Origin of the sequence: Streptomyces sp. SBT349, from assembly GCF_001083795.1 — a bacterium.
Taxonomy (GTDB): domain Bacteria; phylum Actinomycetota; class Actinomycetes; order Streptomycetales; family Streptomycetaceae; genus Streptomyces.
The window spans coordinates 1-14,378 of the sequence record NZ_LAVK01000189.1 but is presented as its reverse complement, the minus strand read 5'-3'; the positions used below and the strand labels follow the sequence as shown (position 1 = coordinate 14,378).

General features: G+C 75.9%; 3 protein-coding genes, 2 pseudogenes and 1 riboswitch. Of the genes and pseudogenes, 4 read left to right on the top strand and 1 reads right to left on the bottom strand.

Features of this window, described 5'->3' with window-relative positions; all coding sequences use genetic code 11:
- Positions 1-150 precede the first annotated feature (150 nt).
- A pseudogene (locus ADY01_RS21845) lies at positions 151-3,957 on the top strand (type I polyketide synthase); the annotation flags it as partial.
- Between the two features lie 38 nt (positions 3,958-3,995).
- Positions 3,996-11,144 (top strand): annotated as a pseudogene (locus ADY01_RS39235) (SDR family NAD(P)-dependent oxidoreductase); the annotation flags it as partial.
- A 170-nt stretch (positions 11,145-11,314) separates the two neighbouring features.
- Here the strand turns inward: ADY01_RS39235 and ADY01_RS21835 are convergent.
- Positions 11,315-11,536, bottom strand: a complete 222-nt coding sequence (locus ADY01_RS21835; protein WP_049576319.1) for a dodecin — start codon at positions 11,534-11,536, stop codon at positions 11,315-11,317.
- Between the two features lie 153 nt (positions 11,537-11,689).
- Here ADY01_RS21835 and ADY01_RS21830 point away from each other — a divergent pair, with 153 nt between their 5' ends.
- On the top strand, positions 11,690-12,781 hold the full coding sequence (locus ADY01_RS21830; protein WP_078900493.1) for a glycoside hydrolase family 43 protein: 1,092 nt from the start codon (positions 11,690-11,692) through the stop codon (positions 12,779-12,781).
- 18 nt (positions 12,782-12,799) lie between these two features.
- A riboswitch (ZMP/ZTP riboswitch) is annotated at positions 12,800-12,892 on the top strand.
- Between the two features lie 21 nt (positions 12,893-12,913).
- Complete coding sequence (locus ADY01_RS21825; RefSeq protein ID WP_049576316.1) at positions 12,914-14,362, top strand: glycine hydroxymethyltransferase; 1,449 nt, start codon at positions 12,914-12,916, stop codon at positions 14,360-14,362.
- Positions 14,363-14,378 lie beyond the last annotated feature (16 nt).

Genomic DNA, 14,378 nt, shown 5'->3' with positions numbered 1-14,378 from the left:
GCTCGGAGATGTGTATAAGAGACAGCCCCGCGCCGGCCCCACCGGGCCGGAGGCGCCGAGGGCGCCGGGGGCGGCAAGCGCGCCCCGCTCGCCGAACGGCTGGCGCGGATGGAGCGGGCGGAGGCCGACCAGGCCCTTCTCACCCTGGTCCGCACCCAGGCCGCGCTCGTCCTCGGCCATGGCGCCGCCGACGCGGTGGACGCCGAACGCGCCTTCCAGGCACAGGGTTTCGACTCGCTCACCTCCGTCGAGCTCCGCAACCGGCTCACCGCGGACACCGGCCTGCGGCTGCCCGCCACGCTGACGTTCGACCACCCCACACCCGCCGTGCTGGCCGCGTTCCTGCGCGCCGAGCTCGGCGTCGCCACCACCGTCGCCACCACCGACGGCGCCCCGGACGGCACCGCCCCGGACGCGGAGGCCACCCGGGGGACGGGCGGGGCGACGGCGGGCGCCGACGAGCCGATCGCCATCGTCGCCGTCGGCTGCCGCTTCCCGGGCGGCATCGGCTCCGGCGACGACCTGTGGGACCTCGTGGCGAACGAGGGCACCGTCCAGGGCGACTTCCCGTCCAACCGCGGCTGGGACGTGGACGGCATCTACGACCCGCAGCCGGGACGCCCGGGGAAGACCTACACCAAGCGGGGCGCGTTCCTGTACGACGCCGACGCGTTCGACCCCGACTTCTTCGGCATCAACCCCCGCGAGGCCATCGCCATGGACCCGCAGCAGCGCCTCCTGCTGGAGACGGCCTGGGAGACGCTGGAACGGGCCGGGATCACCCCGGAGACCCTGCGCGGCAGCCGCACCGGCGTCTTCACCGGCGTGATCCACGGCGACTACAGCGCGCGCCTCGGCGCCGAACCGGGCGCGGTGCCCGAGGAGGTGGCGGGCTACCTCACCAGCGGCTCCGCGGGCAGCGTGGCCAGCGGCCGGATCTCCTACACCTTCGGCTTCGAGGGGCCCGCGGTGACCGTGGACACCGCCTGCTCGTCGTCGCTGGTCGCCCTGCACCTCGGCGCGCAGGCGCTGCGCACCGGGGAGTGCGACCTGGCGCTGGCGGGCGGGGCGACCGTGCTGGCCACGCCCGCGCTGTTCACCGAGTTCAGCCGTCAGCGCGGGCTGGCTCCCGACGGCCGCTGCAAGTCCTTCGCGGGCGCCGCGGACGGCACCGGCTGGGGCGAGGGCGCCGGCCTGGTCCTGCTGGAGCGGCTGTCGGACGCCGAGCGCAACGGGCACCGGGTCCTCGCGGTGATCCGCGGCTCCGCGGTGAACCAGGACGGCGCGTCCAACGGCCTGACCGCTCCCAACGGCCCCTCCCAGCAGCGCGTCATCCGGCAGGCGTTGGCCAGCGCCCGGCTCGCGCCGACCGAGGTGGACGCGGTGGAGGCGCATGGCACGGGGACGACGCTGGGCGACCCGATCGAGGCGCAGGCGATCATCGCCACCTACGGGCAGGACCGGCCTGCCGAACGTCCCCTGTGGCTGGGCTCGTTGAAGTCGAACATCGGCCACACCCAGGCCGCCGCCGGGGTCGCGGGTGTGATCAAGATGGTCATGGCGCTGCGGCACGGAACGCTGCCGAGGACGCTGCATGTGGACGAGCCGACCCCGCATGTGGACTGGTCGGCGGGACATGTGTCGCTGCTGACGGAGCCGGTGCCGTGGCCGGAGACGGGACGGCCCCGCCGGGCAGGCGTCTCCTCCTTCGGCCTCAGCGGCACCAACGCCCACCTCATCCTGGAGCAGGCACCGGCGGCGGAACGCGTCCCCCGCGAGGACGCCCCCGCCCCCTCGCCCGCCGCGCCGTGGGGGCCGTGGGTGCTCTCGGCGAAGTCGCCCGAGGCGCTGCGCGCCCAGGCCGCCCGCCTCGAAGCACACCTGGCGGCCCGGCCCGGCACCGACCCGGCCGAGGTGGCGTGGGCGCTGGCGCGCGGGCGCGCCTCCTTCGACCACCGCGCGGCCGTCGTGGGCGAGGAACCGGCCGCCTTCCGCGCCGGACTGACCGCGCTCGCCGAGGGGCTGACGGCGCCCGGGGTGGTCGGTCCCAGGGAGCGGACCACCGGCGCCACCGCGTTCCTCCTGTCCGGGCAGGGCGATCAACGGGCGCGCATGGGCAGGGAGTTGTACCAGGCGCACCCGGTGTTCGCCGAGGCCCTGGACGAGGTGTGCGACGCGCTGGACGCGCATCTGCCCCGCCCCCTGCGCAAGGTGATGTTCGCGGAGGCGCGCAGCAAGACGGCGGCGCTGCTGCACCGGACCGAGTACACGCAACCCGCCCTGTTCGCCCTCCAGGTGGCCCTGTACCGCCTGGTGACCCACCACGGCGTCACCCCCGACCGTCTCCTCGGGCACTCCCTCGGTGAGCTGACCGCCGCCCACCTCGCGGGCGTTCTCGACCTGGCCGACGCCGCCACCCTCGTCACCGCCCGCGCCCGCCTCATGCAACGCGCCACACCCGGCGGCGCCATGATCGCCGTCCAGGCGCCGGAGGACGAGGTGGCCGCGGCCCTGGCCGGCCTGGAGGACAGGCTCGGCATCGCCGCCGTCAACGCGCCCGCCGCCACGGTCGTCTCGGGCGACGCGGAGGCCGCGCGGGAGGTCGCCGAACGGTTCGAGGCCGACGGCCGCCGCACCCGGAAGCTCGCCGTCTCCCACGCCTTCCACTCGCCGCACATGGAACCGGTCCTCGACGAGTTCCGCGCCCTCGCCGCCACGCTCACCTACCACCCGCCCGCCATCCCCGTCATCTCCAACACCACGGGGGCCGAGGCCACCCCCGGCCAACTCGCCGACCCCGACTACTGGACCGACCACATCCGCCGCCCGGTCCGCTTCCACGACGGAGTGCGCACCCTCGCCGCGCTCGGCACCACCACCTACCTCGAACTCGGCCCGTCCGCCACCCTGGCCACCCTCGCCAGGGAGACCCTCACCGCCGGGACCGGTACCGCGCGGGCGCTCGTCCTGCCCCTGCTGCGCGGCAAGCAGCCCGAGACCCACACGCTGACCACCGCCCTGACCACCGCACACGTCCACGGCACCCGGGTGGACCTGGCCTCCCTCACCCCCCGTCCCCCCCCCCCCCCGCCGTCGGCCGTCGAGCTGCCCACCTACCCCTTCCAGCGGCAGCGCTACTGGCTGACGGCCGCCGGCTCACCCGGTGCTCCCGCCGCTCCCGCCACGCCCGCCGACCGCGCCGAGCGGCACTTCTGGGACGCGGTGGACCGCGAGGACAGCCAGGCCCTCACCGACGCGCTGGACCTCGGCGACGAGCGGGCGCTCGACGCCGTGCTGCCCGCGCTCGGCGCCTGGCGGCGGCGCAACGCGGCGCTCTCCCCGCCGGACTCCCCGCCGGACTCCCCGCGCCACCGCGAGGCCGGGGCACCCCCCGAGGACCCCCAGGCCGCGGACGAGGAAGCCGCAGCGGACGTGACGGCCGAACGGGACCCGGCGGCCACCGCCGGGAACGCTCCCGGCGTCCCCGACGGCGAGGCGAACCCGTCGGTGCTGGAACTGGTCCGCGCCGAGGTGGCCGCCGTGCTCGGCCACCGCTCCTCGCGGACCGTACCGGTGGACCGGGCGTTCAAGGACCTGGGCTTCGACTCGCTGAGCGCCGCCGACCTGCGCGACCGGCTGAACGAGGCGACGGGCCGGGAGCTGCCGCCCACCATCGTCTTCGACCACCCCACGACCGCGTCCCTGGCCGACCGCCTGCGGGGCGAGCTCGCCGGGTCGGCCGCACCCGACGCGCTGTCGGTGTTCGACGAGCTCGACCGGCTCGAAGAGGCGCTGGCCGCCAGCAGCGGCACCGTCGCCGCCCGCGCCCGGGTCACGGCGCGGCTGACGGAGATCATGACGAAGTGGCAAGGCGAGGACACCCGCACGGCGGAGCTGGAAACGGCGTCCGATGACGAGCTGTTCGAGATGCTCGGTGACGAGTTCGGCATCTCCTGACCGGAGGAGCGGTTCAGATGGCAAGCGAGGCGGACACGGTGAGTTCGGCGAACGAGGAGAAGCTGCGCCACTTCCTCAAGAAGACGATGGCCGACCTGCGCACGGCGAGGCAGCGGCTCGCCGAGACCGAGGCGCGGCTCGGTGAGCCCATCGCCATCGTCGGCATGGCCTGCCGCCTGCCCGGCGGCGTCGCCACCGCCGAGGACATGTGGCGGCTGGTCTCCGGGGGAGTCGACGCCATCGGGCCCTTCCCCACCGACCGCGGCTGGGACCTCGCCGAGGTCTACGACCGGGACGCCGGAAGCGAGGGACGAGCCACCCCGGTCGAGGGCGGATTCCTCGCCGCCGCGGGCGAGTTCGACGCCGGACTCTTCGGGATATCGCCGCGCGAGGCACTCGGGATGGACCCGCAGCAGCGGCAGCTGCTCGAAGTCGCCTGGGAGACGCTCGAACACGCCGGGATCGCCCCCACCGGCCTGCGCGGCAGCCGCACCGGGGTCTACGCCGGGGCCAGCCCCAGCGGCTACGGCGAGGGGGAGTGGGCCCTCGCCGAGACCGCCGGGCACAGCCTCACCGGCGGGTCGATGGCCGTGCTCTCCGGCCGGATCGCCTACGCCCTCGGCCTGGAAGGCCCCGCGGTCACCGTGGACACCGCGTGCTCGTCCTCACTGGTCGCGACGCACCTGGCGGTGCAGGCGCTGCGGGCCGGGGAGTGCGATCTCGCGCTCGCGGGCGGCGTCACGGTGATGGCACAGCCGACCGCGTTCGGCGAGTTCTCCCGGCAGGGCGGCCTCGCGCCCGACGGCCGGTGCAAACCCTTCGCGGCGGCGGCGGACGGCACCGGCTGGAGCGAGGGCGCGGGCCTGCTCCTGCTGGAGCGGCTCTCGGACGCGCGGCGCGCCGGCCGCCGCGTCCTGGCCGTGGTGCGCGGCAGCGCGATCAACCAGGACGGCGCCTCCAACGGCCTCACCGCGCCGAACGGCCCCTCCCAGCAGCGGGTGATCCGCGACGCGCTGGGCAACGCCGGAATCGCCGCCGCCGACGTGGACATGCTGGAGGCCCACGGCACCGGGACCCGGATGGGCGACCCGATCGAGGCCCAGGCGCTGCTGGCCACCTATGGCAAGGACCGCCCCGCCGGCCGGCCGCTGCTGCTCGGCACCCTGAAGTCGAACTTCGGCCACACCCAGGCCGCCGCCGGGGTGGCCGGGGTGATCAAGTCCGTGCTCGCCATGGCCCACGGCGAGGTGCCCCCCACCCTCCACGTGGACGAGCCGACGCCGTTCGTCGACTGGTCGTCCGGCGCGATGGAGCTGGTGACCGAGGGCAGGCCCTGGCCCGCGACCGACCGCCCGCGCCGCGCGGCCGTCTCCGCGTTCGGCATCAGCGGCACCAACGCCCATCTCATCCTCGAACAAGCCCCCGAGGAGCCGAGGGCCGAGCCGGACGACGGCCAGGCCCCGCCCGCCGGGCGCCTGCCCTGGGTGCTGTCCGCCGGGAGCCCCCACGCGCTGCGCCACCAGGCCCGGCGCCTCCTGGCCCACCTGGAGCGCAGCCCCGCGCCCGCGCCCGCCGACGTCGGCCTCTCGCTGGCCGTCGGCCGCGCGGCCCTGGACCACCGCGCCGTCGTCTGGGGCCGGGACCACCGGGAGCTCACCGAGCAGCTGGGCGCCCTCGCGGCCGGCGGAACGGGGCCGGCCGCGACCGGGGCGACGCCCGCGCCCGAGGCGGGCGGGACCGCGTTCCTCTTCACCGGGCAGGGCGCCCAGCGGCCCGGCATGGGACGCGACCTCTACCGCGCGTTCCCGGTCTTCGCCGAGGAGTTCGACCGGGTGTGCGCCGCCTTCGGCGATCTGCTGCCCTCGCCGCTGCGCGACACGGTCCTGGCCACCGACACGGCGACCGCCGTCGCCCTCGACGGCACCCGCCTCGCCCAGCCGGCGCTCTTCGCCTACGAGACGGCGCTGTACCGGCTGTGGCGCTCCTTCGGGGTGACCCCCGACTTCCTCATCGGCCACTCCCTGGGCGAGATCACCGCCGCCCACGTCTCCGGGGTGCTCTCCCTCCCCGACGCCGCCACGCTGGTGACGGCGCGCGCCACGCTGATGCAGGCGCTGCCCGACGGCGGCGCGATGGTGGCGATTCAGGCGACGGAGGCCGAGGCGCTGACCGAGATCGCCGCGCGGCCCGGCGCGGAGGAGCGCGTCTCGCTCGCGGCGGTCAACGGGCCCGCCTCGGTCGTCATCTCGGGCGACGAGCCCGTGGTGGAGGAGATCGCCGCCGCCTTCGCGGCCCGCGACCGGCACACCGGCCGGCTGCGCGTCTCCCACGCCTTCCACTCGCCGCGCATGGAGCCGATGCTCGACCCGTTCGCCCGGGTGCTCGGCCGCCTGGCCTTCGGCCACCCCTCCATCCCCGTCGTCTCCAACGTCACCGGCCGCGTCGCGGAGCCGGGCGAGCTCGGCTCGCCGCGGTACTGGGCCGACCAGGTGCGCCGGCCCGTCCGCTTCAGCGACGGCCTGCGCCGGCTCCGGGACGCGGACGTCACCACCTTCGTCGAGATCGGCCCCGACGCCGTGCTGACCGCGATGGCCGAGGAGACCCTCACCGGCCAGGACCCCGCGACGGGGCCGGCCGCCCGGGTGGTGGCCCTGCCCAGCCAGCGCCGCGGCCGGTCCGAGGTGGAGGCCCTCGCCTCCGCGCTGACCTCCGCGTTCGTGGCCGGACTCCCGGTGGACTGGCGCGCCTTCTTCCCCCGCGCCGACGGCCAGGCCGCCCCCACCGTCGAACTGCCCACCTACGCCTTCACCCGCGAGCGCTACTGGCTCGACAGCCGGGCCCACCGGGCGGAACGCCCCACGGGACACCGGATACTCGGCCCCGCGGTACCCGCCGCCGGCGGCGGGAGGACCGAACTCACCGGGACCGTCTCGCTGGTGACCCACCCCTGGCTCGCCGACCACGTCGTCCGGGGAACGGTGCTGCTGCCCGGCACGGCCTTCGTCGAGCTCGCCGCCCACGCGGGCGACGAACTCGGCTGCCCCGTGCTGGATGAGCTCATCGTGGAGAGGGCTCTGGAGATTCCGGAGCACGGCGCCGTGGCCCTGCGGGTCTGTGTCGAGGACCCCGACCCGTCCGGGCGCCGGGCCGTGCTCATCCACGCCCGCCCGGACGGCGCCCCCGCCTCCGAGCCCTGGACCCGGCACGGCTCCGGCACGCTCGCCGCGAAGGGGCGGGCGCCGCGGCTGCCCGCGCCCGCGGTATGGCCCCCCGAGGGGGCGGCGCCCGTCGACATCGACGGGTGCTACGCGCGGTGGGCCGAGGCCGGGGTGGCGCTCGGGCCCGCGTTCCGGGGGCTGCGCGCCGTCTGGCGGCGCGGCGAGGAGGTGTTCGCGGAGGTGGCGCTCGGCGAGGCGCTCGCCGCGGCGAGCGACGGCTATGTCGTGCACCCGGTCCTGCTGGACATGGCCCTGCACTCCATCGGCCTGGGCGACTTCGGCGAGGGCAAGATGCCGTTCTCCTGGACCGATGTGCACATCGTGACCCGCGAGGCCGCCTCCCTGCGTGTGGCCATGGTCCCGGCGGCGTCCGGGGAGGGCGTGTCCGTCACCGTCACCGACCCCGCCGGCGCCCTGGTCGCCGCCGTCGGCGCCGTCGTCCTGTGGCCGATCGGCGCCGAACCGGCCGCCCCCGCCGACGGCGCGAACGGCCACCTGCTCCAGGTCGACTGGCGCCCCCTGCCCCCCGCGGCGGGCCCGCCGCGTGCCAACGCCCCCGGCTGGGGAGCGCTCGGCGAGTTCGGGATCGAGCCGCCCGGCGCCGCCGCGCGCTACCGGGACCTCGAACAGCTGGCCGCCGCGCTCGACGCGGGCGGGGAACCCCCGCCACGCGCCGTGCTGTGGGGCGTGCCCCCCGCCGACGAACCCCTGGCCGCGGGCGCCCGTGCCACGCTGCGCGCCGTGCTGGCCCAGGTCAAGGCGTGGCTGGCCGACGACCGGTGGGCGGGGCACCGCCTGGTCGTGGTGACCCGCGACGCCGTGGCCGCGGACCCCGGCGGCGATGCCGACGCCACCCAGGCACCCGTGTGGGGCCTGGTCCGTTCCGCGCAGGCCGAGCACCCCGACCGGTTCGTCCTCCTGGACTGGGACGGCGACCCGGCCTCGGCGGCGGCCGTGCCCGAGGCCCTGGCCTGCGGCGAGCCGCAGGTCGCGCTGCGGAGGGGGCGGGTCCATGTGCCGCGGCTCGCGCCCGCCGCCCCCGAGCGGCTGACGCCCCCGGCCGGGGCCACGGCCTGGCGTCTGGAGGCCGGCGAACGCGGCACGCTGGAGCACCTGGCCCTCGTCCCCTGCGACGCCGGCACCGTGCCGCTGGCCGCGGGCGAGGTCCGGGTCGCGGTGCGCGTGGCCGGCATGAACTTCCGGGATCTGCTCAACACGCTGGGCGTCCTGCCCCCCGGCGCCGGACACCTCGGCCACGAGGGCGCGGGCGTGGTCGCCGAGGTCGGTCCCGGCGTCGAGGACCTGGCGCCCGGCGACCGGGTGATGGGCATGTGGCCGGGCGCGTTCGGCCCGCTGGCCGTGGCCGACCGGCGGCTGCTGGCGCGCGTCCCTGGGAGCTGGTCCTTCGCGCAGGCCGCCACCGTGCCCCTCGCGTTCCTGACCGCCTACCACGGGCTGGTCGGCCTCGCCGAGGCCCGGCGGGGGGAGACCGTGCTGGTGCACGCCGCCGCGGGCGGCGTGGGCATGGCCGCCGTGCAGCTCGCGCGGCACCTGGGCCTGCGCGTGCTGGCCACGGCCAGCCCCGGCAAGTGGGACGTGCTGCGCGCCGCCGGGCTGGCCGACGACGAGATCGCCTCCTCGCGCACGACCGACTTCGAGGAGCGCTTCCGCGCGGCCACGGGCGGGCGAGGCGCCGACATCGTGCTCAACGCGACCGCGGGCGAGCTCCTCGACGCCTCGCTGCGCTCGCTCGCCCCCGGCGGCCGGTTCGTCGAGATGGGGGTGACCGACCTCCGCGACCCCTCGGACATCGCGCGGGACCACCCCGGCGCCGCCTACCTCCCGTTCGTCCTCACGGACCTGGGACCCGCGCACCTCGGGCGGATGCTGACCGAGGTCCTCGCCCTGTGCGCCCGCGGCGTCCTCACACCGCTGCCGGTGGAGGTCTGGGACGTGCGGCGCGCCCCCGAGGCGTTCCGCCGCATGCGCGAGGGACACCACATCGGCAAGGTGGTGCTGACGGTGCCCAAGCCCCTCGACCCGGACGGCACCGTGCTGATCACGGGCGGTTCCGGGACGCTGGCGCGCCTCGTCGCACGGCACCTGGTGGCCCACCACGGAGCGCGCCACCTCGTCCTGGCCTCCCGCCAGGGGCCGGACTCCGCGGGCGCCGAGCGTACCCGGGAGGAGCTGGCCGAGCTGGGCGCCGAGGTCACCCTCGCCGTGTGCGACGTGGGCGAACGCCGCCAGGTCGCCCGGCTGCTCGCCGCCATTCCCGGGGAACGGCCCCTGACCGCCGTGGTGCACGCGGCCGGCGTGCTGAACGACGGCGTCATCGAGGGCACCACGGCCAAGCAGCTGGACGCCGTGCTGCGCCCGAAGGCCGTGGGCGCCGCACACCTGGACGAGCTGACGCGGGACGCGGACCTCTCCGCGTTCGTCCTCTTCTCCTCCATGGCCGGCGTCCTCGGAACGGCGGGCCAGAGCGGCTACGCGGCGGCCAACGCCTTCCTCGACGCGCTCGCGCGGCGCCGGGCCGCGGCCGGGCTCCCGGCCACCTCGGTGGCATGGGGCCTGTGGGCGGAACCCAGCGGCATGACCGGCCACTTGGGCGCCGCCGACCTGCACCGGATGAACCGGCTGGGGCTGGCGGCGCTCACCTCGCAGGCGGGACTCGCCCTCCTCGACTCCGCGCTGACCACCGGGGAACCGATGCTGGTGGCCGGGCGCGTGGACAGGGACGCGATCCGCGGCAGGGCGCAGGACGGCACCCTGCCCACGCTGCTGCGCGGCATGGCGCACGCGCCCGCGCGGCCGGCCGCGGCGGACGGCCCGGCCGGTGTGCCGGGGCCCGCGCGCGGGCTCGGGGAGCTGAGCGACTCCGAGCGCTGGCCGGCCGTCCTGGACATCGTGCTCACCGAGACCGCCGCCGTCCTCGGCCACGCCGGGCCCGAGGCCATCAACCCGGGCCGGCGCTTCCAGAGCATCGGCTTCGACTCCCTGACCTCCATCGAACTCCGCAACCGGCTGAACACGGTGACCGGGCTGCGGCTGCCCTCGACCCTGACCTTCCGCCACCCCACGCCGGACGCGCTCGCCCACCACCTGCTCGCCTCCCTGCCGACCGGCGGTGGCCGGGTGAACGGCGCCGAGGACCCGGCCGCCCCGGCCGGCGCCGCGGACGGGCAGGAGGCGACGCTCGGCTCGCTCTACCGCGAGATAGCGGTCCGCGGCCGGACCAAGGAGGCGGAGATGCTCGTCGTGGGGGCGGCGGCGCTGCGCGAGCGGTTCGACGCCTCGGCCGGCTCCGGCCTCCTCGGCGGCGGCAGGGAGGAGCCCGCGTGGCTCTCGCGCGGCGGGGAAGGACCCGCGCACATCGCCTTCCCGCCGCTGGTCCCGGTCGAGGGCACCGTCCAGTTCGCCCAGCTGGCCGAGCGCTACCGGGGCACGGCCGAGCTGCCGGTCCTGAGGGTCCCGGGGTTCGGGGCGGGCGAGCCGCTCGCCGCGTCGCTCGACGTCCTCGTCCACGCGCTCGCGGAGAGCACCGTCAGGGCGGCGGGACCTCGGCCGTTCACCCTGGTCGGCTACTCCACGGGCGGGCTCCTGGCGCACGCGGTGGCGGCGCGCCTGGAGGCGCAGGGGGTGCGCCCCGCCGGCCTGGTCCTGCTGGACACCTATGTCCCCGACATGATGTCGGCCCACCTGCGCCGGGCCCTGGACTACGAACTGTTCGAGCGCAGGCGGTCGTTCGCGGCCCTCAGCTTCGAGGCCGTCACCGCGGCCGGCATCTACACCCGGATGTTCCACGGCTGGCGGCCGGCTCCCCTCCACGCGCCGACGCTGTTCGTGCGGCCCGAGCGGTTCGTTCCCGGCTCGCCGGAGAGCCCGATGACGGCGGACGCGGAGTGGCGGGCGTACTGGCCGCTGCCGCACGACCTCGCGGAGGTCCCCGGCGACCACTGCACGATGATGGTCGAGCACGGGCGCGCCACGGCCGACGTGGTGTACGGGTGGACCGCGGGACTGCTCTCCCCCGAGGCGATGGCCGTGGGCGAGGGCAGACGCGCCTGACCGCCGTCCCGCGCCGTCCGCCCCCGGGCGGCGCGGGCGCGGCCCGCCGGCCCGGTCCGTCCGTCCGGTCAGTCCTCGTCGCCCTCCTCCAGGCGGAAGCCCACCTTCAGTCCCACCTGGTAGTGCTCGATCGTGCCGTCCTCGATGTGCCCGCGGATCTCCGTCACCTGGAACCAGTCCAGCTGACGGAGCGTCCGGGAGGCGCGGCCGACGGCGTTGCGGATGGCGTCGTCCAGCCCCTCGCGCGAGGTGCCGACGATCTCGGTCACCCGGTAGGTGTGCTCGCTCATTGCTGACCTCCTGGCCGAACGGTGGATCCCTGGCGGCACGTCCACCGTGCCCCAGGGGCCGGTGTTCCGCGACCGCACGGGGGTTGACCGGCCGCGAGGAACGGTGAAAGCCTCGGCCCCGGTCGCTTATAACGATTCAAGGCGGGTCCCACCATGACACCCCTCGGCAGACGAACCCTGCTCGGCGCCGCCGGAGCCTCGGCCCTCCCCCTGGCGGCCGGATCCGGCACGGCCCACGGCGCGGGGGCCCACGGCGCGGGCGGCTCCGCCCCGCCGCCCCGCGGCCTGCGGCTCGACGAGATCTGGGCGCACGATCCCTGGATAGTGGCCCACCGCCCCAGCTCCACCTACCACCTCTACGTCCGGAACACCGAGGACGTCACCGGCAGCCCGGACACCGGCACGCTGATGTACCGCAGCCGGGACCTGGCCACCTGGCAGGGCCCCTACCGGGTGTTCACCGTGCCCGAGGACAACTGGGCCACCGACGGCGGCTGGGCTCCCGAGGTGCACCGGTACGGCGGCAGGTGGTACCTCTTCCTCACCCTGCACGACGAGAGCCAGGCCCTCGCCGAGCCCCCCGACGTGCTCATCCGCACCTACCGCCGCGGCACCGCCGTCGCCGTGGCCGACTCGCCCTACGGCCCCTTCACCCTTCTCGACCTCCAACGCCCGCACACGCCCGACGCGTTCATGGCCCTGGACGGCACGCTCTTCGTGGAGGACGGTGTGCCCTGGCTCGTCTACGCCCACGAGTGGATCCAGCGCCTCGACGGAACGATGGAGGCCATCCGCCTCAGCCCCGACCTGCGCCGCACCACCGGCGAACCGGTGCACCTCTTCCGCGCCTCCTCGGCACCCTGGTTCGACCGCGGCCTCACCGCGGACGCCGCCGCACTGCCCCCGTACGTCACCGACGGCCCCGAGCTGTTCCGCAGCCGGACCGGCGAGCTGCTGATGCTCTGGTCCACCTACCTGGGCCCCGCGGGGACCCAGGGCTATGTCCAGACCCAGGCCCGTTCCCTCACGGGGCGCCTGGCCGGGCCCTGGGAGCTGCTGCCCGTCCTCGTCGGCGACAACGCCGGCCACGGCATGCCGTTCCGCGCCTTCGACGGAACGCTGCTGCTCGTCGTCCACCGGCCGTTCGGCTCGCCCGCAACCCGCGCCAAGCTCTACGAGCTGCGCGACGCGGGCGACCGCTTCGAGCTCGGCCGCCGGCGACCGGATCTCGACGGAGGCGACTGACGGCGCGGTGCTACGCTCGCACGGGGCCGTGACTGGCGCGTTTCGGATGGGGTGAACCATCGGGGAGCGGTCCTGTCGAGCGACGTGGAGCCGTGCGCCTGGGCCGTCGCGACGTCAGGTCAAGGAGGCCCCATGAGCACAGAACCCCGCCGCACCACCGAGTCCACCGCCTTCCGCAGCGGTCTCGACGCGATCCGGGCCGTCGAGCCGCGGATCGCCGACGCCATCGGCGCCGAGATCGAGGACCAGCGCGCGTCCCTCAAGCTCATCGCCAGCGAAAACTACGCGTCCCCGGCCGTCCTCCTCGCCATGGGGAACTGGCTGAGCGACAAGTACGCGGAGGGTACCGTCGGCCGCCGCTTCTACGCGGGCTGCCGCAATGTCGACACCGTCGAGTCCCTGGCCGCCGAGCACGCCCGCGAGCTGTTCGGGGCCCGGCACGCCTACGTCCAGCCGCACTCCGGCATCGACGCCAACCTCGTCGCGTTCTGGGCCGTCCTCGCCCAGCGCGTGGAGAGCCCCGCGCTCGAACGGGCCGGCGTCCGCCAGGTCAACGACCTGACCGAGGAGGACTGGGCCGCCCTCCGCCGCGACCTGGGCGACCAGCGGATGCTGGGCATGTCCCTGGACGCCGGGGGCCACCTCACCCACGGCTTCCGGCCGAACATCTCCGGCAAGATGTTCCACCAGCGCAGCTACGGCACCGACCCCGAGACGGGCCTCGTCGACTACGACGCACTGCGCGCCAGCGCCCGCGAGTTCCGCCCGCTGATCCTCATCGCGGGCTACTCGGCCTACCCGCGGCTGATCAACTTCCGGCTGATGCGCGAGATCGCCGACGAGGCGGGCGCCACGCTGATGGTCGACATGGCCCACTTCGCGGGGCTCGTCGCGGGCAAGGTCCTCACCGGCGACTTCGACCCGGTGCCGCACGCCCAGATCGTCACCACCACCACCCACAAGTCCCTGCGCGGCCCGCGCGGCGGCATGGTGCTGTGCGACGACTCGCTCGCCGACCAGGTCGACCGCGGCTGCCCGATGGTCCTGGGCGGCCCCCTGCCGAACGTGATGGCCGCCAAGGCCGTCGCCCTCGCCGAGGCCAGGCAGCCCGCGTTCCGCGACTACGCCCAGCGCATCGTGGACAACTCCCGCGCCCTCGCCGAGGGCCTGATGCGGCGCGGCGCCCGCCTGGTCACCGGCGGCACCGACAACCACCTGGCCCTCATCGACGTCTCCGGCTACGGGCTCACCGGCCGCCAGGCCGAGGCGGCGCTGCTGGACGCGGGCATCGTCACCAACCGCAACGCCGTGCCCCGCGACCCCAACGGCGCCTGGTACACCTCCGGCATCCGCATCGGCACCCCCGCCCTCACCACCCGGGGCCTGGGCATCGCCGAGATGGACGAGGTCGCCGGACTCATCGACACCGTGCTCTCCCGCACCACCCCCGGCACCACCAAGAGCGGCAAGCCCTCCAAGGCCGCCCACGTGCTGGAGGACGGCGTCGCCAAGCGGGTCGCGGAGCGCTCCGCCGACCTCCTCGCCAAGCACCCGCTCTACCCGGGGATCGATCTCAGCTGACCACCCACCCGCTCCC

Bases quoted from the DNA above. Each gene is read 5' to 3' on its own strand.
- ADY01_RS21835 (WP_049576319.1), bottom strand. From the start codon at position 11,536: ATGAGCGAGCACACCTACCGGGTGACCGAGATCGTCGGCACCTCGCGC.
- ADY01_RS21830 (WP_078900493.1), top strand. From the start codon at position 11,690: ATGACACCCCTCGGCAGACGAACCCTGCTCGGCGCCGCCGGAGCCTCG.
- ADY01_RS21825 (WP_049576316.1), top strand. From the start codon at position 12,914: ATGAGCACAGAACCCCGCCGCACCACCGAGTCCACCGCCTTCCGCAGC.